The organism is Vibrio nomapromontoriensis, from assembly GCF_050337205.1.
Classification (GTDB): Bacteria; Pseudomonadota; Gammaproteobacteria; order Enterobacterales; family Vibrionaceae; genus Vibrio; species Vibrio nomapromontoriensis.
In genome coordinates this window covers 17,133-41,786 of record NZ_JAKJSS010000010.1, presented here as the reverse complement: position 1 = coordinate 41,786, position 24,654 = coordinate 17,133, and the positions used below count along the sequence as shown (strand labels likewise).

The window sequence follows — 24,654 nt, the reverse complement described above, 5'->3', positions numbered from 1 at the left end:
TTAAAGGTCGTATTCTCAATTAAAGATAGTGTTCTGAAGTAGAGAAGCAGTTACTAATTAACGGTTGATTATTCTAAGAGGCTTTGATGAGCTTAGTTGACAACTGACACAATTGCTTTGTTACCGCTTCCCGCCGTCTGTCGATTCTCCATGTTTTATTAAAGCCCATCTGGCCGGTAACACCATGATGCTAAAACCCCAGCACGTTGGCTGGGGCTTCAGATTCACACATGTGTCGGTTCTTGTTATTTAGGCATCGGAACAATATCAAAATCGGGCGTAAAGACTTCCACCGTCGATGTGAGTTTCATAAACGCGTCTTTATCTCCTGTTAACGAGGCATCTTGACGACTAAGAAGATCACTTAAAGATAGCTCCGTGACCAACATTTGTGACATGTCGCTCTTATTGATGATTAACCTTGTATCTGCCGCAATAGGTTTCTCGGTCTGCATCGCCGTCAAATTCCCGTTACTGATTTCAGCATAATAATGTTCACCAAGATCCGGGTGACTAATCGTTAGACTGAAATCGAGACCTAATTCAATCGCTTTTGGCCCATCAATTGAAACCGCGAGGAAATCTAAGAAACCTGAGGTAGGTGTGTTGGCAATAATATCAACGGACGACATTTTAATTGAATCGGCAACATGCCCTGTACGTAGTTCGTAAGCCCCCTGAAGGTAAGAGTTACGCCATGCCATCGTCTCAGACTGATAACCTTGCTGCTCAAACGAATCGGCTAACCATTGTCTGGCAACCTTGTTAGACGGGTTACATTGCAACACGTCATTAAGCAGTTGCGCGGCTTGTTGATATTGCCCGTTAGCATAATGGGCAATACCCGCTTTAACGAGTACCTTCTCTCCCGCGGCCTCGACATACACGCACGCCTTATCAACGGTTTGCAGTGGGTTAACATTAACTGGGTTTAAATCCAAATAGCCTAAATATAGATTTACTATTGCACGTGCATTGTGGCTATAGGACCCGTGATAACCATTGGTATGCCATGTATCCAATTGCGCTTGCGGCACAATCTTTTCAATTTCTCGACCAATGTCATTAACGGTCACGCCACGGTTTGCTAAGCGCATTGTCTGGTTGTGTAAAAAGCCATAGTTGTCGCGCTGCATCGTCAAATAATCGGCAATTTCACCGTTGCCATCATTCCAAACTGGAGCAGAGTGTGCCTGATGCAGTACCGTCGCTTCAGAGGCGAAACGCAACTTTAACTCATGTAAGTATTTAGACCAAATAAGGGCATCACGTGTTTTAGCACCACGAAATGTATAGATATTATGCTGACCATCATAAGTTAGCTCTGCACTATGAAGGGCTTTATATTTAGGGATCCAGTGAACATGTTCACTCGGAGCTTCCGCATCCGGCATATTGATAAACAAGATATCCAAACCATCCACGTTCACCCATTCTTCACGTTCATTGATCTCTTTATTGTGTGGGACTAGGGTGACGTCACCTTGGCTTGGCGCTAGACCTAATGCGTTGTCCACAATACCCTTAGTGGTCGTTGGAAGCGTCGTCCCATATTGATATTGCGATCGACGACTCATTGCATTGCCCCCAACCATCGCTTCAGCGGCGATCGATTCCATAAACTTATCCGGGGCAATAATTAAGCCTTCAAACGACTCGTCGATAATTCCGCGTGAACCACCAAAATGGTCTTGGTGAGAATGGGAGTAAATCACCGCTGTTATTTTATGTTCACCATTCACTTTTGGTAGATGGGCTTTAGCAAATTCCCACGCAGCACGACCTGCGGCCTCTGTTAATAATGGATCATGAATAATATAACCGTTATCAGAACGATAGATTGTCATATTGGTAATATCGGCACCACGAACCTGCCATACGCCTTCTGTGACTTCATACAAGCCATTTGCCGCGTAATTTAGCATTCCTTGTCGATAAAGAGATGGATTAACCGTCGCAGGTAGTTCATCAAGGTTCATTGTTGAGTAATGAGGGAAACGATCACGTACACTTGCCGCTTCGCCTTCAAGCTCTGCCACTAAGCCACGCTTGGTACGGTCAAAAGCCGTCACATCTTTCCAAGGTAGGTTTTTGGCGAACGCATTGTTTGCTTCAATCGTATGTTCTGTCGCCGGTTTTCCTTGATAACTATCAATCGAATCATAATCCGCTAATGCCACCGTTGGGGCGAGTCCAATCGCTAATGCCAATACACTTTTATTCATAACTGCTCCTCAAAAAATCACATGAATGTTCAATAATGTCGTATCCACTCACTAGCACTGCGAACCATCCCCACCGCAAGCTTAATCAGTGCACCGTTGAATCCACTCTAATACCTTGTTGAGGTAAACAAAATTAACTAAACTATAACTCTGAGATTAAACTTACTTACCACGAGTAATTACTCGATGAATTTTTCAAAGTTCGACCTAAATCTATTCAAAGTGTTTGTAAAAGTGATAGAAACTGGCAGCTATGCAGACGCGAGCGAGGCATTGGATGTCTCTCCTCCAGCCATCAGCTTATCCATGCGTAGATTGCAAACGCTACTGAACGAAGAGTTATTTACTCGAGGGAATGGTAAAGTACGGCCTACTTCTGCCGCCTTAGCATTATATGAGAACATTCATGGCGAATTGCTCACATTTGAAAGAGTGATCAATTCGTTTGATACGTTTAATCCGCAGTCTTCTACGAAGCAGTTTTTTATTTCGACTCCAGAAGAATTCCATACTCGATTACTGCAGGGTCTACCGAATAAAGCGAATGACAACATCACCTACTCATTACATGAGCAGGTTTATGATGAAGAACACGCCATTGCGAGTCTTCGAAATCGAAAGGTTGATGTGATTGTCGACAGCTTTTTGTTAGACGACAAAAGCCTTGAGCATGAACTGCTATATGAAGACGATATTGTACTCGTTGTCGCCAATACGCATCCCTGCAGTCAGAGTGGCATTGATCTCAATCACTACCAAACACTGCCACAATCCATTATGAGTTTGCGACGCAACAATAAGTTTGCGTTAAATTTATTTTTTGAAGAGCCTGTTACGATTAAGCGTCACATCGTCAATGAAGCGAGCTCCATGCTCGCGAACATGCTTGTCGTCAGTGAAACTCAACTGTTTTGTCATACAACAAGAAGCCTTGCCATACAGTATAAGGACATCCTGAACTTAAGCATTATTGAAACACCTATTCCCCTCAAGCGTATTCCATTCTACATGCAGTGGCACAAATCAAACTCTTCAGCTCCGACTCATCAATGGCTTCGCGAAAAAATTAGACATGTTATTAAGGGCGCGCAACAAACCTATGGGTAAATTAGCGGGTTACCTATCAACATACAATTAAGTCGACAATCGACTGAAGGTAACCACACTCACTAGGCTTTCTTGACATACTTCGCCGTAATTAATATTTCCCCACCCCCATCGACTTTGCAGTCAAGTTGATGATCCTTACCTTCAATGATTCGCTTTATCACCGCCTTTGTGCCTATCTTAACCACCATAGAGCTACCTCTTACTTTGAGATCTTTAATAGCTGTGATCTTATCCCCTTGTTCCAACAGTGCGCCATTTACATCATGGACAACAAATCGTTCGTCCAATAATTGTTGGGGGTTCCATTCATACGCACACTCAGGACATACGAGCTGATCTTGGTCTTGATAAACATATTCGGATTGGCACGCGAGGCAAGGGGGTAGTGACATACTGTGATACTTCTATTGATGGGTCTTCCCTGTATGGTAATGGGTCTTTCGCACCTTAGCGAGCAACTTTTCAAAACGACTAAGGTGATAAGCGGCAATATCTGGGAGAGGCACTCCTGCACCGCAGCAATGTCCAACGCCTTTACTACGATCTTCAACGCTAAAGCAGCGAATACACCCGTAGCGGCTTAGCATCGTTCAAGTATGGCTAATTTCTAACGTCGTTCTCGCACTAAAAAGCCCATAGACATTAACCTATGGGCCTATCCTATTGCCATTCGTAATGATTACGCGAGTCTGGCAAAAATTAAGTGAGCTAAATGACCATTACTAAATGACCATGGCTAAGTAACCAAATATCAACACTAACATAGACGTTAAGGCATAAGGAACTGGATAACCAACGGCTGGTATCGCGCTCTGACTCGCGTCTTGCGCCCCTTTCATCGCAGGTGTGCTATTTCGACCACCAGCACATGCCCCAGCTAAAATTGCAGGGTTCATCTTACGAATATAAAGCCCATACAACCAAGCAAGCAACGGCGGAAGTAGTGCCGCTATCAAGCCAAGCACCGCGATTTTAATCACCACAATACCCTGGAATGAGGCAAGTATTTTAGGTCCGACGGTCGCAGCAAGTACCGCTACAAAGAGGCTTAAACCAATGTCTTGCAAGAAGCTACGAGCCCCTTCGCTCATTGGTCCACCGAAGGTTGGATTTCTAGTACGTAGGAAGGAGAAAATAATCCCTGTTAGCATACAGCCAGCCGAGGTCCCCAAAGCAAAGGGAATACCTCCTAATGTCACACTAAAGTGACCACACACATAGCCCACCAACAATGCTATCGCAAGGTAGAACGTTTCCGTTATGGTACTTTCTACTATCGGTGTGCTATTCAATTTTTTAGCCGTTTGTTGAACACACCAGTCGGAACCAGCGACTCGAAGTACATCGCCCGTTTCTATCACGGTTTTAGCCAGTAGTGGCATTTGGTGACCTTGTCGAAATAAGGCCTTAATGTAGATACCAAAGCCGATTTCAGTACCGACTTGTTCTAATGTTTGGCCTATATATTTGGACTTACCCAGATGGAGATCGGCGACTTCAATATCAACATTTCTGGCACGAGGTTCGTCAACTTCAATTCCAACTTCACTATTGCCTCCAGCAATCAGTGCATGATAACTGCCTCTTACACCGATGATATCCCCAAGTTGAAGCGTTGGATTGTCAGATGCATCGAATACCTCTTCACCTCGCACCACTTTTAAAATTGCGGCATGTGGAAATTGATGGAAAAGCGCCTGTACATCTTGGCCAACTAACTCTTGATGCTGGACTTGGTAAGCGCGAATATCCAAAGGTAAGACGCCAAGGTTCGAGAAGCCACTCGTACTTGGGAGAGGCTCAGCATCTCCGCCTGCGCCAAACTCAGCTTCTGCTTCTTTCGCTGCTTTTACTGGATCGATTTTAAATAACGCTGGCAGGTATTTGATAAGGAGTATGATAAAAACGGTCGAGAGTACATAACTAATCGCATACCCTGCGGCAATATTCGCGCTCACCTGATCGAGTGTCATTCCTTCTGGCGCTTTAAATGCTCCGGAAGTAATCGCAGACTGAGCAACCCCCATTACGGCGGTCACTGTATAGCTTCCAGAAATGATCCCTGCAGCATAGCCGGGTGCTAAACCAAGAAGCTTAGAACCAAAATAGACAATGACAAAGTTGCTGCATACGACGATAAGCCCAATGACGACAAAATCGACACCACCTCGAGCGAGGCCAGAGAAAAATTGCGGTCCAACCTTCATACCAATGGCATACATGAACATCATCAAAAAGATGTCGGAAACGAGCCCTGGCTCATCGATATGCAGCCCATATACCGAATAAGCCGTTAGCGCAATGGCGATACCTACGATCAGTGTCCCAGCGGTCGAACCTAAGCTCACCCCTTTAATTGACACTTTTCCAAGTGGATAGCCAATACCTATCGACAAAAACAAAAACACAAATGGATTTTCAGCAATATAATGCATGACTGAAAATGGAAGCTCTGAAATACTCATACTCACCTTCCCGTAAAGCGAAACTGCATTACGACAGAGAGCGTAGCCCTAAAGCCGTGCTCTCTAAATATAGGTAAGAATCCGCTCTAAAGAGCGGGTTCTTAATCGGTTTAACCGTGGTTGAAACCTGCGGATTCTTCAGCGTCACTACCATGACTGATAGGATGGCTAGCAAAGAACTCTACACAGTGCTTAAGATCTGCCACTAACATATCGGCCTGATCTCTGCTGAAACCATGTCGAACCAAAATACGCATAATGACCAAATCTTCACGTTTCGGTGGCATGGCGTATGCCGCAATTTGCCACCCACGAGAACGAATGCGATCAGAAAGGTCAAATAGGTTGAAACCAGGATCAATACCCTCTTTCAACGACCAACTCATCGCCGGGATACCTCCGCGGCCATCATAGATAATGTCGAAGATACCGAGTTTCTCAATTTCAGACGATAGATAAACCGCGGTGTCATAGCACGCTTGATGGATTTTACGGTAGCCTTCTTTACCTAAGCGTAAGAAGTTGTAGTATTGGGAAACAATCTGTCCACCCGGTCTTGAGAAATTCAAGGCAAAGGTTGGCATGTTGCCACCGAGGTAATTAACATTAAAGATAAGATCTTCGTGTAGAGCACTAGCATCGCGCCAAACAATCCAACCCACACCCAATGGACTTAAACCAAATTTATGCCCAGACGCGTTTATGGATTTTACTCGTGGTAGACGGAAGTCCCACACCAAGTCAGGGTCACAGAATGGGGCTAAAAAGCCACCACTTGCGCCGTCGACATGCATAGGGATATCGAGACCGGTGTCTTGTTGAAGTTTATCAAGTGCATCATGTACTTCTTTTACTGGTTCATACTGACAAGTAAACGTCACACCAAGAGTTGGCACCACACCAATGGTATTCTCATCACAGCGTTTAATCACTTCTTCAGGAGACATGATTAAACGGTCGCCTTCCATTGGAATTTCACGTAGCTCAATATCCCAATAACGGGCAAATTTATGCCAACATACCTGTACTGGGCCACAGATTAAATTAGGCTTATCGGTCGGCTTACCCAATTTTTTCATTTTGTCTCGCCATGCCCATTTCAGAGCCATACCGCCTAACATTGCCGCTTCACTCGAACCAGTTGTTGAACAGCCCAGCGTATTCTCCGCATCTGGTGAATTCCACAAGTCTGCTAACATATGCACACAGCGCGCTTCAATCTCCGCCGTCTGCGGATATTCATCTTTATCGATCATGTTTTTATCGATACATTCATCCATTAATTGATGAATTTCATCTTCGAGCCATGTCTGACAAAAAGTGGCTAAATTTTGACGGGAGTTACCATCCATAAATAGCTCATCATGTACCACTTGATACGCATGTTGTGGGGCGTGTTCCTGCTCAGGTATTTTGTATTTAGGCATAGAGAGTGACAAGTCACGAGAAGAATAAACATCGTCTAATAGATCATTTCTTACTGAATCTTTGGCATGAAGAGGCATTATTTCGTTACTCCTAATAGTAAACATCTTTGATTTACTTGAATGACTTTATTAATGGTTCTTATATGGTGTAGACAAAAGATAGATCACCCCTATGAAGTCAGCAACATACACACGCCAAACATAACATCTCGTAAATGAGGCGATAGTGTAAGATTAGACTGACACTATCGCGTTATGGGAATCCGATAACAGTTAGAAATAACCATTACAAAATCACGATAACCAACTGATTAACTTGCCTTTATCGTAAAGTCCTGCTCAGCAATTAGCTAGTATTGAGATTGGCATAAAACCGATATTCCAGTGTTATATAGAGCTATATAATTACGACAAGTATTTTTTATCGTTACCACTTCTTATTTTAATCAATAAGGCTATGTCCTTTAGCCCACTGTTTATTTAAGGGTATATTCAAGCTGTCCGTCATATTATTTACCTAATTATCATTAAGGTTATTTTATTCAGCCTTTACCACTCATCATCGGCCTTTGTTCCATTGCGACTGTTCCATTGCAACGACGCTATTCACTCGCGCATCGGAAACAAAGTTCGAGTCGTGGCTCACTAATATAAATGCGCCTCGATAATCGTTAAGAGCGTTCGCCAGTAAGTTTTTTGATTCAATGTCTAAATGATTGTCGGGTTCATCTAGCAACAAAACCGACTCATCATCAACGTGCGTGACGATCAGCATCGATAACTTCATTTTCTCCCCACCGCTTAAATATCCTACTTTACGGTGAACCGTATCGCGACGAAATCCAATCCCGGCGAGGAGCGTTCTGGCCTCACTTTCAGTGATACCACTCGAGTGCATAAGTAAACTATCCAAAATAGACTGCTGTTCATTTAACAAACTAAAATGTTGGTCAAGATACACCGTTTCAACATGGCGAATAATATTGCCAGCAAAGTGATGATGTACTCCATGCATTGCCGTTAACAGCGTGGACTTACCGCTGCCATTTCGACCCTGCAAATGATAGCGATCACCTTGTTTGACAATAAATGAATGCTCACTACCACAACCATACTCTAACGCGCAGCTTTCAACGCTGAGTAACGTGCTTTGCTTAACGGACATACCTGACGAGAAATATAACGCTTGAGACTCAACGTTAACCCGCTTCGCTTTGAGGGAACGTAACTTATCCTCATTTTGTGCTTGCTGGTTTCGTTGCTGTTTGACGGCACTACTTTGACTTTGTGCTGCTTTGTCTTTCATGGCATCTAACAATATTTTCGGTTGACTGCCTGATCGTCTCACTCGGTTTCCTTTCGCGGCTCGCTGCTGAGCCTTTTCTTGGCTAAGCTGCGCCTGATGCTCGCACTTTTTTTGCTCAGACGCTAACTGGGCGATTTTTTTATTGAGCGCTGACGTCTTTAAGGTTGACTGCAACAAATAGGATTCGTAATTTCCTTTGAAGTAATCAAGCCCTAAATGCGTTAATTGTGCGATAGCATCAACCTGATTCAACAAGTTGCGATCATGGGTAACAACAAGTATCTGACCACAAAACTGATGGCATTGTTCAATCAACCACTGCTGGCCTTCCTCGTCGAGATGATTTGACGGCTCATCCAACAAAAGAACGTCAGCATCGGATTGGAAACACTGATACAGCTGTAACCGCGCTATTTGTCCACCACTCAATGAATGGCAATAAGCGTCTAAGTTTGGCTCTATCCGAAGCGATTTCAATACCTCACAGGCAACACTCTCACATAACCAGTCCTCACCGAGCGTATCGAAATAATGTTGTTCGCATCTCCCTTGGTTAATAGCATTTAACGCCTCCCGTTTTTTCGAAATACCCAAAAGCTCTGCAACACTAACCTCACTACTTAAAAGCGTGGAAGGCTGCTGAGAATAGTACGCAAACTGCCCATGCCGTATCACATGGCCTTCTGTCGGCACCATTTCTCCAAGTAGCAATGACATCAGTACCGATTTACCAACACCATTTCGTCCCACTAATCCAGTAAACCGATCCGTTAAGGATAAATTTATGTTTTGAAATAGCCATTCACCAGTATCAAGTTGAAATGACACTTGCTGTGTCGCCAATATCGGACGAGCGGATGAAGATAATGCTGGTGGCAAACATGGTGATTTTGCCGTTTTCTGAGTTGTATTTGGTGCAGGCATATACGCCTCCTTTTACTTATAATGCAAAAGGGGTTGCGCCATTCTTACTGAATGGCTAAACGTTACTTTGACCGCGTTATCACAAAATCCAAACTCGCATTTCCAACGCGTAAATAGCACAAAACCGAGGCGCCACTTAAGCACGAGGCATAGCTAAAAACACGAAGTACAACAAGAATGGATATGGCTAAAAAGCCAACGATAATACAATGATGCAAGATAGAGATGACGAAGTAACGCCCACTAACCCCGAGAGTCCATATGAATAGATATAAAATGGATGTCAGGATGTTAGTACTTCATTATGGCGTTAGCTCCACTTGAGATGATGGCAAAATTGTAAACCAAAATAGCACCAAAATACAACAGACCTAGAAAGCGTTGGCTCGCAAAACTATGACTACATACCATCTAAATGATTGAATCTGACTATTTTCAAACAATACAACGACCTTTTACTCATGAGGATGATTATCACTTGAATGTGCCAAATATGTGGTCATTTATTCGTTCTGCGACCGCTTAGACAGTATTTTCATCATTCCAAAACTATGCTTATAGTAAGAACAGAAACATGAGGGCATAGTGATGAAATATAAGCATATCTTAGTAGCGTTAGAGCTGTCAGATGACAGTCATGTACTCATTGATAAGGCGGTATCCTTTGCCAAGACTCTGGGTGCTGAAGTGTCATTTATTCACGTTGATGGTAGCCATGGCGAAATTTACCCTGACTTAGTGGACATCCAAGCAGAGCCAGAACGCCAACCGCTTAACGCCACTTCAAATGAAAAGCTCGTCGCCTTTCAGCAATACACTGACTTCCCTATCAAACGCTTCCTTGTTGGTACTGGAGATTTAGGCGACAAGCTGAAAGATACCATCTCAGAAAACGACGTTGACCTGTTAATCTGCGGTCATCACCACGATTTTTGGAGCCGAATTGTGTCTTACTCAAGGCACCTTATTCATAAATCGCCCATCGATATTCTAGTGGTGCCCATTTAGAGGGCCTAGATTCAGGTTTCGGAACCATCATAATTTAGAGGGAACTTAGGTTCTCCTCTAATCTCGCACCAACAGAGCTCAATACCTAACTCCATACCCAATATTAACCGCCGTCTTAGCGGTACTGATCACAGCCTCTCGATTGCGTAATAAACTTAATCAACTGATCCACTAAAGGGTTTTGACTACTTCCATTCCAAACCACCCCCACCTCCCAATTAGCAAGCTCACCAGTCAGTGGGATGGTACGAATACCAGTTTGTGATATTTTTTGGGCACTGGCAGGAACAATGGCAAACCCCAAACGTGCAGAGACCAATGCTATCAACGTGGAAATATCATCGGCCTCTTGTTCTGCTTCTAAATGCAAATCATGGTGAATCAAATAGCGCTCAATCTGACGGTTCAAGCCGCGCCCTCTCGAGGGGTTTAATTGTAAGTAGTTCAGTGTGGACAGCATTTCCCAAAGATTGGACTCGTCAATATTCTCTTGCTCATGAACCACAACAACCAATCTATCTGAAAACAACGTCATGCTTTTTAAAGGAAGCGCTACGGGTAACCGCATAAAACTCAGGTGTAAAGCACCACTCTCGATCAACTGCTGCTGTGTCTGTGAAGGGATATCGTTTAAGGCGATTTTGACTTTCGGATACTGATTCTTAAACCCCGCAATATACTTAGGTGCGTCAGAATAAGTGGAAATACCAAAACCAATGTTTAAGTAACCGCAAGTGCCTTCCGCAACGCTGCTAGAAAGCTCTTTAAAATGCTCATAGTTAGCCACCAGCCTCTTCGCATCAGGCAATAATGTGCTCCCCACTAAGGTAAGCGTGGCGCCTTGACGACCGCGTTCAAATAGCCGCGAGCCAATCTGCGCTTCCAAACGTTGTATTTTCTTAGTTAACGCCGATTGAGTCATGAATAGACGCTCCGATGCCAACCGATAGTTTTTGCATTCTGCGAGTACACAAAATGCTTGTACTTGATCCATATTCATTCCAAATGCTCATGATAATAGGAACAGAATTCATTATAAGGAATGAATGGTTTTTTTTACAATCCATTCAACACTGATGGTATTCAGACCTTTTGGCCGTAAAAATAGCTGTACTACTTAAAGGAGCAAAAATGAAAGATATTCGTGTCGCCTCTATTCAGTTCAATCACCGCCCCAATGACAAACGCTACAATCTGGGTGTGATTTCTCAGTTCGTCCAGCAAGCAAAAACTAACAATGTCGACTTAATGGTCTTCCCTGAAATGTGTATTTCTGGGTATTGGCACGTATCGAAACTGACCAAACCTGAAATAGAAAACCTAGCTGAGCTTGTACCCGAAGGTCCTTCTAGTCAAAAACTGCTCGCACTTTCTATGGACAGTGGCATTAGTATCGGCGCTGGACTCGTTGAACTTGGCAAAGATGGCAAGCTTTATAATACGTTCGTACTTGCTATGCCAAACGGCGAAGTGGCTAAACATCGAAAATTGCACACGTTTGTAAGTAAACATATGGATAGCGGTCATGACTATACGGTGGTTGAACTGCCATGTGGCTGGCGAGCAGGTATTCTTATTTGCTGGGATAACAACTTAGTCGAAAATGTTCGAATTACGGCATTGAAAGGCGCAGATATTCTCATTGCCCCTCATCAAACGGGAGGAACGAACTCTCGTAGCCCAAACGCTTTAGGAAGAATAGATCCACAATTATGGCATGATCGTCAAACCAACCCCGAACTCATTCGCGCCGAGATGCAAGGTAAAAAAGGCAAAGAATGGCTGATGAGATGGCTCCCTTCTCGCGCTCATGATAACGGCATGTATCTTATATTCAGTAACGGAGTTGGTGTGGATGTCGACGAAGTGAGGACTGGTAACGCGATGATTCTTAGTCCATATGGAGAAATCATAAGCGAAACCGATAGCGTAGAAGATGATATGGTCATCGCTACGCTGAGCGCTGAGCAACTCGACAAATGTACAGGACGCCGCTGGATACGCGGCCGAAGACCTGATCTTTATCACCCGTTAACTCAACCCCTAGGGCACGAACTCAGCCCTCATGAAGCGCGGTTTTCAACCAAATAGTTTCATCCCACCTTAACACCTGATAGCGGACGATATTCACCAGAAAAAATAAGCAGCGGTAAAGGTTACCGCTGCTATCTAATACCTTAATATTGGCTATCTAATATCTTATTATTGCTGTCCTGCCATTAATTTGCTTTTAACGTTTTCGCTAACTCTAACAAGTGCTTAATCGCAGTCACATGTTGCGGATAATCAGCAAACTTTGTCAATTGCTCATCATTCATCGCAAATAAATCGTCCCTCAACTCCCAATAAAGTGCAGAGGTGTGCAGCATCGCCCCCAAAGATTTGTAGACCTCTTGCTCATAGATCGTAAGGAGTTGATCGAGTTGCATCTCACGAGCGCTTTCATCAAAAGGTTGTTGCATGCCATTGACCAAAGTGCGATAGCGCTCACCGCTTATCATGCTTTCCATTAATGGTTTGTTGTCTTTTGCTAGTTCAGTCAAGGCTTCATGGATCAGACTTAACCAGTGCTCCTGAGTCAGTTCGCTATTCTCTACGTCTTGGAAATGCAAACGTATTTTTGACTCGATCGACTTTTGCGCTTTTTTTAACACCGCTCGGCAAGTTTGAAATGGCAGTTGATACTGTTTACACAACTCAACAATTAAAACATGAAAACCACCTTGAGGAAGGTGGAGGGCGGCTTTAAATGTGGCTAATGCGTCTTCTTGTTCTACGGTCAGTTGGCTCATTTCTTTGTTCTTCTTAAAATTTAAATATCACGCGGTACAATTGCTAGTGGTAAGCCTCGCGAGTTATCGCCAGTTTGTCAACGCGTTTCAAAGCACGTCAGCATCATTTAAAAAAACCTGACAACAAAACCTTACACAACGATCCTACCACCCATCCAGCCTTAGCCATTGACAATTAGCCAGAACAAAAAAATAGGCAGCTAAAATTAACAACCAACACATAACTTGCAACATCTTTGGGTCAAACATCATAAAAAGACCACTGTCACTAACAAGTCACTTCATAAAATAGGCAAGCAAGTTTCAATCGCTTTTCTATCAATTTCCCACCATCCATTCTTGTACGATATATTACCGCCCCAATGGATATGCATACTGTCGATTAACCTCCGACCACTTAAGGTTCTGCCAATCACTCCAGAAACAGTTACAGAGACAAAACAAGAGCAAAAAAACAGCAGTTAACAACATTTCCATGACAAATGTTAGAAAAATGCACTATTCACACTTCCATCTATAACCACAAACTGCTTTACTTGTCACGATTACAGCGCCTAGTAAAACTTTAGAAAGTGTATATAAAAAATTACATCACATTTTTCGGCGCCTAGTATAAACAAACACAACAGAAAAATTTTGGAGTTACCGTGGCAACGAGCAATACAAACACAGCGCCCCGTGATAATTGGGGTTCGAAGCTAGGCTTCGTTATGGCTGCAGCAGGTTCTGCTGTAGGTTTGGGGAACATTTGGAAATTCCCTTATACGGCAGGTGAAAACGGTGGTGGTGCTTTCATCGCAATCTACCTTGCCTTTGTTATTTTTATTGGCTTTAGCGTAATGCTAACGGAATTTGCGGTAGGTCGTAAGACTGGTCGTAGTGCCGTTGGTGCTTTTAAGTCAACAGATGGTCGTTGGACGTTCGTTGGGGTAATCGGTGTCCTAAGTGGCTTGTTAATCATGGGTTTCTACCCTGTGGTAGGTGGTTGGGCACTGGCTTACGTTCAGAAAGTGTCTACCGGTCTTCTAAGCACGCCAGAAGCGATTGGCGACAGCTTTGGTGGCTTCATCACTAACCCAATCCAACCACTTATGTGGATGGGCGGCTACTTATTGCTTAACGTGATTATCGTGAGTCGCGGTATCTCTGGCGGTATCGAGAAAGCAGGTAAGGTTCTAATGCCAATCCTGTTCCTGATTCTGATCATCGTATCAGTAAAAGGTTTGATGCTTCCTGGCGCAATGGCAGGTGTTGAGTTCCTATTTAGCCCTGACTTCTCGAAAGTAGACAGTGGTGTCGTACTCGCCGCTCTGGGTCAAGCCTTCTTCTCATTAAGCCTTGGCATGGGCTGTATGATTACTTACGGTAGTTACCTTAAGAAGAAAGAGAACCTAGTTCAAACAACAGCGATGGTTACTGCAATGGATACCGGTGTTGCTATCCTTGCTGGTATCGCGATGTTCCCTGCGATGTTTGCGCTTGGCATGGAACCTGCGGCAGGTCCTGGCCTAGTATTCGTTGTCGTACCTCAGCTGTTTGCTGAAATGGGCGGCGTCGGTGTGGTATTCGCACTACTCTTCTTCATTGGCTTGTCTGTAGCAGCGCTGACTTCTTCTGTTTCACTATTGGAAGTTGTGGTGTCTTACCTTATCGATGAGAAAGGCTTTAAACGTATCACTGCGGTACTTTCTGCAGCGGCGGTAATGGCTGTGCTATGTATCTTCGCTTCCCTATCACTAGGTGGTTTAGGTCCAACGCTATTCGATACAGGTGCATTTGATATCTTCGACCTTCTAACTGATAAAATCTTCCTAGCGGTTGGTGGTATGTTGGTATGTATCTTTGCAGGTTGGAGACTGACTCGCGAAGAACTCGAGAAAGAAATCACCAACGATGGTGAAGTAAAATTCCCACTATTCGGCCTTTGGTACAACTTGGTTAAATACGTTATCCCAGTAGCAGTAGCAATCGTTGCATTTGCTGGTATTTCAAGCGGATTTGACAGCGGTAAAGGCCCAATCATGTTAATGGGTATCGGTATCATTGCATTAACAGGTTTCCTTTCTAAGAAGCTATAAGCACTGAATCCTAAGATAAGCACGATATAACTATTAAAGAGGAATCGACTGATTCCTCTTTTTATTTTCAGATTTCCTGCAGAACATATTCCCCTCGTCCGCACTTCCAGTTAGACTTTGCGACCTTGCCAAATTATTTGAGATTTATTGATGTCTTCACCTGCTCATTCCGTTATTGTCCTCGATTTCGAAACTACTGGGTTGTCCCCAAATCAAGGTGATAGAGCCATAGAGATTGGTGCAGTGAAGCTAGAAAATGGTATCGCCGTTGATCGCTTTCAATCGTTGATGAATCCTGGCTTTCGGGTCAGTGGCTTCATCGAGAACTACACAGGAATTAGCAATAACATGTTGGCGAGTGCACCAAGCTGTGAAGAGGTCATGAGTGAATTTTCCGGCTGGATCAGAAATAGTAACCTGGTTGCACATAACGCATCGTTTGATCAACGCTTCTTAGACGCAGAGCTTGATCGAATTCAAGCAAACTACCACGGTACGTTCGCATGTTCGCTGCTTGCTTCACGCCGATTAACGCAAGATGCGCCATCACATAAACTGGGGGATCTAGTCCGTTACCATCATATTGAAAACGATGGGGTATTTCACCGTGCGTTAGCCGATGCTGAAGTGACCGCCTCTTTGTGGATGGTGTTACTTAATACGCTGCAACAGCAGCATAAAATCACAGCGCCGAGTTTTGAGTTAATACAGAAACTATCTAAAACACCTAAAGCGTCGGTTGACAATTTCTTACGTAAATACGCTGCAACGCAAGGGTGATTCACGTTACAGTGACAACCTAAGTTAACACGAATTATTTATCACACTGAATACGCCTCAACAAAGGCTGTATTTAACATTATGAGCGCCCTATGAACTCTCGTCTTGCTGAATTATTCCCCGTTGGTGTGCGCTTTATGCTGCTATCGGCGCTGGGCTTCGCCTTCATGTCAGCGTGCGTAAAATACGTTAGCACTTTTGGGCTTCCCGTGTTTGAGATTGTTGCTGCTAGGGCTCTGGTGTCATTGATCATTAGCTATTGTGATGTAAAACGTAAGAAAATCTCGGTATGGGGCAATAACAAAAAATTGCTTTTCGCGAGAGGGGCAGTCGGTACTATGGCGTTGATGTGCGTGTATTACTCCATTACTACACTGCCTCTAGCTGAAGCGACCATATTGCAATACACCTATCCCGTATTCACTGCTTTACTGGCTTTCATATTTTTGAAAGAGCGTGTTCAACTGTCTACCATCGCATGCATTTTGCTCTGTTTACTTGGCTTATACACCATGGTCTATCCAACCTTAGGCTCAAATGGCGTCGGTGAATTGCCGCTATTTAATGTTGGCATCGCGATTCTAGGCGCTTTTGGTAGTGCTATCTCGTACGTCATCGTAAAGAAGCTAAGTGTGACGGAAAACAGTTCCGTCATCATCTTTTATTTCCCTCTGGTCGCACTCCCTCTATCGCTCCTCCTAATTGGCGATGAGTTTGTGATGCCCGACTTAACACTTACCTTTTTACTCATTCTTGTGGGAGTCTTCACTCAAGTCGGGCAACTGGGTCTGACTAAAGCGATGCAAACCCAAGCCGCAGGTAAAGCCTCGGCGTATGCCTATGTGCAAATTGTCTTTTCCATCATTCTTGGCATTATGTTCTTTAACGAATCACCGTCAATGTACACCTACGCGGGTGGGGTATTAATTGTGGCGGGTGCACTTATTAATGTCTTTGGTAAAGGTCATTCTAAGGCTCGCATCGTCAAATCTTAATTCCGCACCTAAGCGTTAGGTCTCGCTATTTTTGCAAGACCTAACCATGAATAGAAAATGCCTAGTTGTTGAACAATATTCCGGTTGCTCTATACACCTTACAAGGTGTAATCGTTCTTCTCTGCTGGATTTTTTGACAAGTACTCTATAAATTCAAATTGCAGGTTATGATCTTCCATGTAATACGCATTCTTGCGATACGGGTGATCCGCGCCGCGGTGGTCTAGCAGATAACCCACTTCCTCTAATCGTTTCTCAAGTAAATCCAGATCTGGGACGGCGATCCCCACATGTTTCACCCCGGTATAGTTTGTTTGCCAGTCTGGCGCGTCCCCTTTCCCATTCGACGCTAGCGCAAGATAAGATTCTTCGGTACCGACATGAAACCATTCCACCAGCTTACCTGATGCATCTTTATACTCTCCCTGACCGCGTATATGCCATTCTGGAATTGCTGCCATTAGAAAACTAACGGTCTTCTTCGGGTCTATTACGGCTATATTGGCGTGCTCTACGTAACTGTTCATAATGTCATCCTTTTCTTTGTTAATAATCTCTACCCAACGCCTTCCATAAGCTTATTGTTGTCTCTTGGTTGGCTTTGATTACACTCTAATACCTCAAGTTAACTTGAGGTAAAGAGCTTTTTTCAATTATTTATTAAGACTGCTAAGATGGCATGATACGCATAGAAAGAGCGGTGGTGATTAAGTGCGAGATCCCGATAGACATGACCACAGCTATTCCACCTATTTTGGGAACCTGCTATGACCGACGAAGAATTCAATCAGTTTTGTAAAAGCCTACCAGCCACCACATATGTGGTTCAATGGAACAACTCTCACGTATGGAAGGTAGGAGGTAAGGTGTTTGCGATTGGTGGATTAGGGAAAAAACATAGCGTCAGCCATGCCACCCCATTATCTATTACTTTTAAAACGTCTGATCTCAATTTTGATTTTTTAAGCGATCAACCCGGTTATATCCCCGCCCCCTACTTCGCTTCTAGAGGAATGAAGTGGATTCAATGCGTAGAAAGTTGCGCCGAGTTGGATGAAGAAACCGCTTATTATCTCAAAGAGTCCTATCGTCTCGTTTCATTAGGACTCACCAAGAAAAAGCAACGCGAGCTGGGTCTGAATCAATAGTTAGAGCGATTACTGCCATCGGATTCATTTCTTACTTTTGGTGTGTGTCCTTCTAGTACTTTTCTAGCACTCGAAGAAAGTACTATTACGAATAGACGTACCTGTACGTTAAGTTGATCCGCGGCTCAACATGACGCGTTGTCTTCGGTACAGTGTGAAGCCAATGGCGTTGTATGTCACCCGCCATGATTAAAAGGCTTCCACTCGGCAAGTCTAAGGTGATTTTCTGCTTTGTTTGGCGGTGTTTAAGCGCAAATCGACGTGTGCCACCGAAACTCAACGAAGCAATGACCGGAGAAGGACCAAGTTCAGGTTCATTATCGCTGTGCCATCCATTCGAGTCTTGTCCGGTTCGATACAGATTCGCTAAAACAGAGTTAAACGATGTATTCGCGGCTTGTTCACATCGTTTTCTTAACTCTTCAAGTTGGGGGGTCCATGGCAAGGGTTCCAACGTCAAGTTGGAGTATTGATAGCTCGCATCGCCATACCACGCTTGCAATCGTGGAATGGAAACCCATTTACCAAACATCATGATTTTATCTTCTCGCCATTTGAGAACCTGTTGTAGTTCATCAAAAATAGATTGAGATTCTAACAAATCGATGAAGTCGGGTACCCATAATAACGCACCATTAGGAACGTCGTTCCATCGCCCTTCAACTAGATTCACTTTCCCACCTTAGCCTTGATTATTTACCTTCACCACATGAACTTCTAACCACCAGTTTTGGTGGAAAGACAACACTCTTACAAGGTTGCTTATCACCGTCCATTCGCGCAAGAATTATCTCTCCTGCCGCACGCCCTATTTCTCTTGCTGATACCGAAATTGACGTAAGAGCAGGATTGGTATCCGATGACTCCGCCACATCATCAAATCCAACGACAGCGATATCTTTACCTACGGTTTTCCCCTGATCTTTGATCGCTCGCATTACACCGAAAGCCACAATGTCCTGATAGCCAATGATCGCCGTAATTTCGGGGTGTTGGTCCAGTAACTCCTTGGTCACCTTCGCCCCTTCAGAGCGACTCGCCGAACAACTGCGAATGTATCGCTCATTAAATGGTATCCCGTGCTCCATCAACTTTGACATATAGCCTCCAAGACGATGGGAGCGAGTTTTCGAGATCTCCAATCCCCCTACAAACGCAATATGCTTGTGACCTTTCTTAATCAGATGTTCGGTCGCCAGTTGCAAGCCCATAAAGTTATTCGTACCCACGAAGTCAAACTGCTCTTCGCCAATAGGCCTTACCGCTAACACGATCGGAAATCCTCGGCTTTGCACCGTCTCCAAGAAGTCGAGATTCGTTTCCATCGCAGGGCACATCACAACACCACCAGCATTCTGGCTCAATAACGAGTCAATAAACTTACTTTGCCTTTCCACACTCTCTTCCGCGTTAGCAAGAAAAAGCAACGAGTCTTGCTCTTCGAGGTAATGACTCAGCCCTGCAATCATTTCAGAAAAGAACGGGTTGGTGATATCGGGTGTCACGAGTCCAACCAAGTTACTTCGTTTATGACGCAGATTTGCGGCGGCTTGATTATAAACATAACCCAGTTCTTTAACCGCCTCTAACACACGCTCTCGCGTGGTCACTGATATTCGCCCTTTATTGGTTAATACCATGGACACAGTAGCCGTGGAAACACCGCAATACTTAGCCACATCAGCAATGGTTGCCTTCGCCATGTTGAGCTCCAAAAAGTGAAATTAACATCAGTTATAACGACTTTCTCATCTGATTAAAACAAGGTTAATCGATTAACCTAAATAACCGGCATTTATCGTCATGATTATGTGATTAACTACAAAGTTGCCCGTTTATTTGGTGGTTAACAGATGCTAAATGCGTGGTTAACCGCGTTAACCCGCTTGTTGGTTGATTAACTGAGTGATTACACTGTAGTCAAATGATTAACTCAAGGTGATATATGAAGTACCTATCTGGTCGATCCAATTATGACAAGTTCCCCAATATAGAAGTGAAGGGCTTTGAACAAGACGCCGTTCGCGGTTGGGACAGTATCGTTGAAACTATTAAGCAACGTATTCAAGGCCAAGATAAACATGTTTTGGTGATCGACACCTATCACGGCGTCAATCATAACGAACTACTTGAGCAACTTATTGCGCCACTGTCTCCTGCTCTAGTGGTATCGACGGATGATGCCAAACATTCTGAAGAACATATCTTCGCCATGTTGGAGCGCAATATTACCGATGACCGAGTATTTGGTGTTATCGCGCCTCATAAATTGGACGAATTCTTTGATGCCGACAAGCTACAAGCTCTAAAGCAAACCGTCGCCGAAGCCAACTCTGGTCTGATTGTTGTTATAGGGCACGGTGCAAGATTGATCGCCGACGGCGATAGCTTTGTCTACGCCGATTTGGCTCGCTGGGAAATTCAACAGCGTTTTCGCCGAGGTGAACTCGGTAACTGGGGTGCTGAAAACTACAACGAAGATGTGCTTCGTAAGTACAAGCGTTCATTCTTTATCGAATGGCGTGTCTTCGACCGTTATAAAACGAAGCTACTGGCCGACATAGACTTTCTGTTGGATACCAACACCGCCTTTGATCCAAAGTTAGTCTCCGGTGAGGCCTTCAACGCAGGTCTTAAACAAGCCACGACGCAACCATTCAGGCTCGTTCCCTTCTTTGACCCAGGAGTTTGGGGAGGTCAATGGATGAAAGAAGTCTGCGACCTTGAACAAGATAAACCGAATTACGCCTGGTGTTTTGACTGCGTTCCAGAAGAGAACAGCTTATTACTCAAATACGGTGACATCGTCGTAGAAGTTCCCTCTCAAGATCTCGTATTAACTCAGCCTAGGGCACTATTGGGTGACAGCGTCCACGCACGATTTGGCGCAGAATTCCCGATTCGATTCGACTTCCTAGACACGATGGAAGGTCAACATTTGAGTCTTCAAGTGCACCCTCTGACTGAGTACATTCAGAACGAGTTTGGCATGCATTACACCCAAGATGAAAGCTACTACATGTTAGATGTGGGTGACAAAGCCAGTGTTTATCTTGGTACCAAGACTGATATCGACCCAGATGAAATGATGGATGACCTTTATGCCGCGCAGCGCGGTGAAAAATCCTTCGATGATGAACGCTTTATCAATCAGTTCCCAGCGAAAAAACATGATCATTTCTTAATTCCTGCGGGCACTATCCACTGTTCTGGCTCCGATTCTATGGTGCTAGAGATTAGTGCGACCCCGTACATTTTCACCTTCAAATTGTGGGACTGGGATCGTTTAGGGCTTGATGGTGTGCCACGTCCTGTCCATCTAGACCATGGGAAAGAAGTTATACAGTGGGATCGCAACACCGAATGGTGCCAAGAGCACTTAGTCAATGCTATCACACCGATCACTGAAGGCGATGGCTGGAGGGAAGAGAAAACAGGGCTACACGAACGCGAGTTCATTGAGACCCGACGCCACTGGTTCAGCAAGCCTGTTCTGCACAAAACTGAGGGTACGGTCAATGTTCTGAACTTAGTCGAAGGTAAAGAGGCAATAGTCTTGAGTCCAGACAATAAATTTGAGCCATTTGTTGTTCATTATGCGGAGACTTTCGTCATCCCAGCTCACGTAGACGCCTATGTCATCCAGCCATACGGCGAAAGCGAAGGTAACGAAATTGCCACTATTAAAGCATTCGTAAGAGGTTAACCATGCTCCATTTTATCATAGCCAGTCACGGTCCATTTGCTACTGCTCTTATCAGCAGTGCCAACATGGTGTTTGGCGAACTTAGCAACACCACGGCGGTGTGTCTCACAGAAGAAGGCGGCATCGAGCAATTTAAACAAGATTTTCACCGTGAAATCACCGCAATAGCACCCAATGTCGACGGCATTGTCGTGTTATGCGATTTGGAGTGCGGTACACCGTATAACGTTGCCTGCACCTATGCATTCAACCCAGATTTCAATCCAAAGGTTGAAGTGGTAACTGGGGTGAATTTCCCGACACTTTTAATGACGGCAGACTTTGTTGAAGACAAAGACGCTTCCATCGTTGCAAATACTTTGCAGCAGGAAGCGCTAAAAACGGTTGTCGTTGCCAAGCCAGTAGAGCTGGCACAAGAAGACGATTTTTAAGGAGAAACACTATGACTATTTCATTTGTGCGTATCGACGACCGCGTTATCCATGGACAGTTAATGACGCGCTGGGCTAAAGAGCTACCTTGTGATGGCATCGTCGCCATTGATGATGCTGTCGCGGCTGACCCTCTGCTGTCACAAGTCATGACCGGTGCCGTTACTGACGTTAAGGTTTGGCTATTTGATACCGCGACCGCCGTAAGCAAGCTGCCTAAGGTTATCGCGAGTGATAAGAAATATTTCGTCATCGCAAAATCCCCAGTCACGCTACGCCGAATTCGCGAAGCAGGGATAAGCCTTGAAAACCTCAATCAGAAAATCAACGTAGGGCCAATGAGCGCTCGTGAAGGCACTACGACCATTGGCGGCAATCAATGCGTCAACCAAGAAGAAATATCTGCATTCAATTACCTCTCTGAAGACGGTCATCATATCGACTTCAGGCTGGTACCTGATGCCAGCTCCTACACCTGGCAAGACGCACTACAAAAACTGAAATAACAACAAGACTACCCCAGCTTTTGGCACACTAATCAGAGTCAAAAGTAGGGGGAACCAATACGTGAGCTAAAGGATTACATTATGTTTATAGAAGCAGTATTTATCGGGATACTCTGCTATCTCGGTGCCCTGTCCACCCCCTGGTTACTAGGGTTAACCGGTGGTTGGTACACCATTACTCGACCACTCGTATCTGGTATGTTAGTCGGTATCATTTTAGGTGATATTCAAACTGGCATCATGGTAGGTGTGGCCGTACAAGCAGTCTATATCGCTATGGTTACGCCTGGCGGTTCTATGCCAGCCGACCTTAACTTTGTGGCCTACCCTGCGGTAGCGTTAGGCATCATGTCTGGACAGGGTGTGGAAGTAGCCGTTGCGATTGCTGCCACTATCGGTATCGCCGGCACCATTATTTTTAACTTTATGATGGTCATTAACTCTTACTGGAACCACAAAGCAGATTTGTCTATTCAAGCCGGTGACGAGAAAGGCGTGTACATGAACTCCGCCATCTACCCTCAGGTCACCAACTTCTTGATGCGCTTTATTCCTACCTTCATTGCCGTTTACTTCGGTAACCAATACATCGAAGGGTTTATGGCCAGTCTTCCGGATATGGTGCTCGATACCATGACCGTTCTGGGTGGCATTTTACCTGCTGTCGGTATCGCTATCCTATTAAAGCAAATCATCAAAGAATCAACGATGCTCATCTACTTCTTAGTGGGTTTTGTGGGCATCGTATTCCTAAACCTCAACATGGTGGGTTTGGTCATGATTGGCGCACTGTTCGCTCTACTTCATTACAACTACAAACCAGAACCACAAACGGCTAACGCTGCACCAGTTCAACAGGCTGATGATGAGGATGAATTCTAATGACGGTACAACACAACAAAATGGCGACTGAGATCGAACCCAAAGTCGCACTCGACAAAAAAGATCTAACGAAATGCTGGCGTGCATGGATGATGTACAACCTGTCATCAATGAGTTTTGAACGCTTGGAATCATTTGGTTTTTGCCTAGGTATGATGCCAGCTCTAAAAAAACTCTACCCTAATGCCGAAGACCGCAAAGAAGCGATGAAACGCCATGCCTCTTTCTACAACACTGAGCCACAGTTAGGCGCCATCATCAATGGTATGGCTGTGGGTATGGAAGAGAAAAAAGCGAATGGCGAGCCAATTGACGGTGAAACCATCAACACGCTGAAAGTAGGTTTAATGGGGCCAGTCGCGGGGATCGGGGATTCGATGATTCCGGGAATGTTAGTACCCATTCTACTCAGTATCGGTATGGCGCTTGCCGCTGGTGGTAGCGTGTTAGGCCCTATCTTCTACATTGTTGCCTTTAACGCTATTGCTATCATCGGCTCGTACCAGCTCTTTATGAAAGGCTACAAGATGGGCGCGGGCTCAGTCGAGATGCTCGTCAGCCACCGTTCAACGAAAATTCGTGAAGCACTGTCGTTATTGGGTGTATTTGTTATGGGTGGTGTCGCCGCCAGTTACGTCAACCTAGGCACAGGACTTGAGTTCGCGACCAAAGATGGCGTCGATATCAACGTACAAATGATGTTAGACGGCATTTTCCCTAAATTGCTACCACTGGTGGTTGTGTTAGGCACCTGGTTCGCCATGGCCAAAAAAGGCCTAAGCCCAGTGAAAGCGATGCTCTCTCTCGTCGTCCTATCATTTGTCGGTGTCGCTATCGGCCTCTTCTAACCACTCAATATCCAGGGCACTCA

The 24,654-nt window shown here is 44.6% G+C and carries 22 protein-coding genes; 12 read left to right on the top strand and 10 right to left on the bottom strand.

The features are described from left to right. Positions 1-245: 245 nt before the first annotated feature. On the bottom strand, positions 246-2,225 hold the full coding sequence (locus L4D05_RS13275; RefSeq protein ID WP_428794313.1) for an alkyl/aryl-sulfatase: 1,980 nt from the start codon (positions 2,223-2,225) through the stop codon (positions 246-248). A gap of 186 nt (positions 2,226-2,411) precedes the next feature. On the opposite strand from L4D05_RS13275, the gene L4D05_RS13270 reads away from it, so the two are divergent. Continuing rightward, a complete protein-coding gene (locus L4D05_RS13270; RefSeq protein WP_428754865.1) occupies positions 2,412-3,332 on the top strand; it encodes a LysR family transcriptional regulator in 921 nt (306 codons plus the stop codon). A gap of 62 nt (positions 3,333-3,394) precedes the next feature. On the opposite strand, the gene L4D05_RS13265 is transcribed toward L4D05_RS13270, so the two are convergent. The 4 genes from L4D05_RS13265 to L4D05_RS13250 all read right to left on the bottom strand — a co-directional run bounded on the left by L4D05_RS13265 (position 3,395) and on the right by L4D05_RS13250 (position 9,457). Then, positions 3,395-3,727, bottom strand: coding sequence for a zinc ribbon domain-containing protein YjdM (locus L4D05_RS13265; protein ID WP_428754866.1), 333 nt, complete (start codon positions 3,725-3,727; stop codon positions 3,395-3,397). A 330-nt stretch (positions 3,728-4,057) separates the two neighbouring features. Further along, positions 4,058-5,800 carry an aspartate:alanine exchanger family transporter gene (locus L4D05_RS13260; protein WP_428754867.1) on the bottom strand — a complete coding sequence of 581 codons (1,743 nt, stop codon included), beginning with the start codon at positions 5,798-5,800 and terminating at the stop codon, positions 4,058-4,060. 110 nt (positions 5,801-5,910) lie between these two features. Then, positions 5,911-7,305, bottom strand: a complete 1,395-nt coding sequence (gene gad, locus L4D05_RS13255) for a glutamate decarboxylase (protein ID WP_428754868.1) — start codon at positions 7,303-7,305, stop codon at positions 5,911-5,913. Positions 7,306-7,786: 481 nt separating this feature from the next. After that, positions 7,787-9,457, bottom strand: coding sequence for an ABC-F family ATP-binding cassette domain-containing protein (locus tag L4D05_RS13250; protein WP_428794312.1), 1,671 nt, complete (start codon positions 9,455-9,457; stop codon positions 7,787-7,789). A 588-nt stretch (positions 9,458-10,045) separates the two neighbouring features. Here L4D05_RS13250 and L4D05_RS13245 point away from each other — a divergent pair. Beyond that, positions 10,046-10,465: a universal stress protein gene (locus L4D05_RS13245; RefSeq protein ID WP_428754870.1), complete on the top strand. Its 420-nt coding sequence runs from the start codon at positions 10,046-10,048 to the stop codon at positions 10,463-10,465. A 115-nt stretch (positions 10,466-10,580) separates the two neighbouring features. On the opposite strand, the gene L4D05_RS13240 is transcribed toward L4D05_RS13245, so the two are convergent. After that, complete coding sequence (locus tag L4D05_RS13240; protein WP_428794311.1) at positions 10,581-11,465, bottom strand: LysR family transcriptional regulator; 885 nt, start codon at positions 11,463-11,465, stop codon at positions 10,581-10,583. A gap of 131 nt (positions 11,466-11,596) precedes the next feature. Here L4D05_RS13240 and L4D05_RS13235 point away from each other — a divergent pair, with 131 nt between their 5' ends. After that, complete coding sequence (locus L4D05_RS13235) at positions 11,597-12,556, top strand: nitrilase family protein (protein WP_428794310.1); 960 nt, start codon at positions 11,597-11,599, stop codon at positions 12,554-12,556. Between the two features lie 128 nt (positions 12,557-12,684). On the opposite strand, the gene L4D05_RS13230 is transcribed toward L4D05_RS13235, so the two are convergent. Beyond that, a complete protein-coding gene (locus tag L4D05_RS13230) occupies positions 12,685-13,257 on the bottom strand; it encodes a hypothetical protein (RefSeq protein ID WP_428794309.1) in 573 nt (190 codons plus the stop codon). A gap of 647 nt (positions 13,258-13,904) precedes the next feature. On the opposite strand from L4D05_RS13230, the gene L4D05_RS13225 reads away from it, so the two are divergent. The 3 genes from L4D05_RS13225 (at position 13,905) to L4D05_RS13215 (ending at position 17,110) form a co-directional block, all read left to right on the top strand. Next, positions 13,905-15,335 carry a sodium-dependent transporter gene (locus tag L4D05_RS13225; RefSeq protein ID WP_265674082.1) on the top strand — a complete coding sequence of 477 codons (1,431 nt, stop codon included), beginning with the start codon at positions 13,905-13,907 and terminating at the stop codon, positions 15,333-15,335. Between the two features lie 150 nt (positions 15,336-15,485). After that, positions 15,486-16,115 (top strand): 3'-5' exonuclease, encoded by a 630-nt coding sequence (locus tag L4D05_RS13220; RefSeq protein ID WP_428794308.1) that lies wholly within the window; start codon positions 15,486-15,488, stop codon positions 16,113-16,115. Positions 16,116-16,207: 92 nt separating this feature from the next. Further along, positions 16,208-17,110, top strand: coding sequence for a DMT family transporter (locus L4D05_RS13215; RefSeq protein WP_428754875.1), 903 nt, complete (start codon positions 16,208-16,210; stop codon positions 17,108-17,110). A 98-nt stretch (positions 17,111-17,208) separates the two neighbouring features. On the opposite strand, the gene L4D05_RS13210 is transcribed toward L4D05_RS13215, so the two are convergent. Then, positions 17,209-17,637: a VOC family protein gene (locus tag L4D05_RS13210; protein ID WP_428754876.1), complete on the bottom strand. Its 429-nt coding sequence runs from the start codon at positions 17,635-17,637 to the stop codon at positions 17,209-17,211. 240 nt (positions 17,638-17,877) lie between these two features. Between L4D05_RS13210 and L4D05_RS13205 the strand changes: the two genes are divergently transcribed. After that, on the top strand, positions 17,878-18,258 hold the full coding sequence (locus tag L4D05_RS13205) for an MmcQ/YjbR family DNA-binding protein (protein WP_428794307.1): 381 nt from the start codon (positions 17,878-17,880) through the stop codon (positions 18,256-18,258). Between the two features lie 85 nt (positions 18,259-18,343). On the opposite strand, the gene L4D05_RS13200 is transcribed toward L4D05_RS13205, so the two are convergent. Beyond that, the gene (locus L4D05_RS13200; protein WP_428794306.1) at positions 18,344-18,931 is read right to left on the bottom strand and encodes an alpha-ketoglutarate-dependent dioxygenase AlkB family protein; all 588 of its coding nucleotides are present in this window, start codon (positions 18,929-18,931) and stop codon (positions 18,344-18,346) included. 19 nt (positions 18,932-18,950) lie between these two features. Then, positions 18,951-19,961, bottom strand: coding sequence for a LacI family DNA-binding transcriptional regulator (locus L4D05_RS13195; protein ID WP_428794305.1), 1,011 nt, complete (start codon positions 19,959-19,961; stop codon positions 18,951-18,953). A gap of 242 nt (positions 19,962-20,203) precedes the next feature. On the opposite strand from L4D05_RS13195, the gene L4D05_RS13190 reads away from it, so the two are divergent. From L4D05_RS13190 to L4D05_RS13170, 5 genes are all read left to right on the top strand, one after another. Further along, positions 20,204-21,964, top strand: coding sequence for a class I mannose-6-phosphate isomerase (locus tag L4D05_RS13190; protein WP_428794304.1), 1,761 nt, complete (start codon positions 20,204-20,206; stop codon positions 21,962-21,964). A 2-nt stretch (positions 21,965-21,966) separates the two neighbouring features. Further along, the gene (locus L4D05_RS13185; RefSeq protein ID WP_265674091.1) at positions 21,967-22,395 is read left to right on the top strand and encodes a PTS sugar transporter subunit IIA; all 429 of its coding nucleotides are present in this window, start codon (positions 21,967-21,969) and stop codon (positions 22,393-22,395) included. Positions 22,396-22,406: 11 nt separating this feature from the next. Continuing rightward, positions 22,407-22,901, top strand: coding sequence for a PTS sugar transporter subunit IIB (locus tag L4D05_RS13180; protein ID WP_265674092.1), 495 nt, complete (start codon positions 22,407-22,409; stop codon positions 22,899-22,901). An 81-nt stretch (positions 22,902-22,982) separates the two neighbouring features. After that, positions 22,983-23,783, top strand: a complete 801-nt coding sequence (locus L4D05_RS13175) for a PTS mannose/fructose/sorbose/N-acetylgalactosamine transporter subunit IIC (protein ID WP_265674093.1) — start codon at positions 22,983-22,985, stop codon at positions 23,781-23,783. Next, complete coding sequence (locus L4D05_RS13170; protein ID WP_265674094.1) at positions 23,783-24,631, top strand: PTS system mannose/fructose/sorbose family transporter subunit IID; 849 nt, start codon at positions 23,783-23,785, stop codon at positions 24,629-24,631. Before L4D05_RS13175 ends, L4D05_RS13170 begins: the two co-directional genes overlap by 1 nt. Positions 24,632-24,654: the final 23 nt, after the last annotated feature.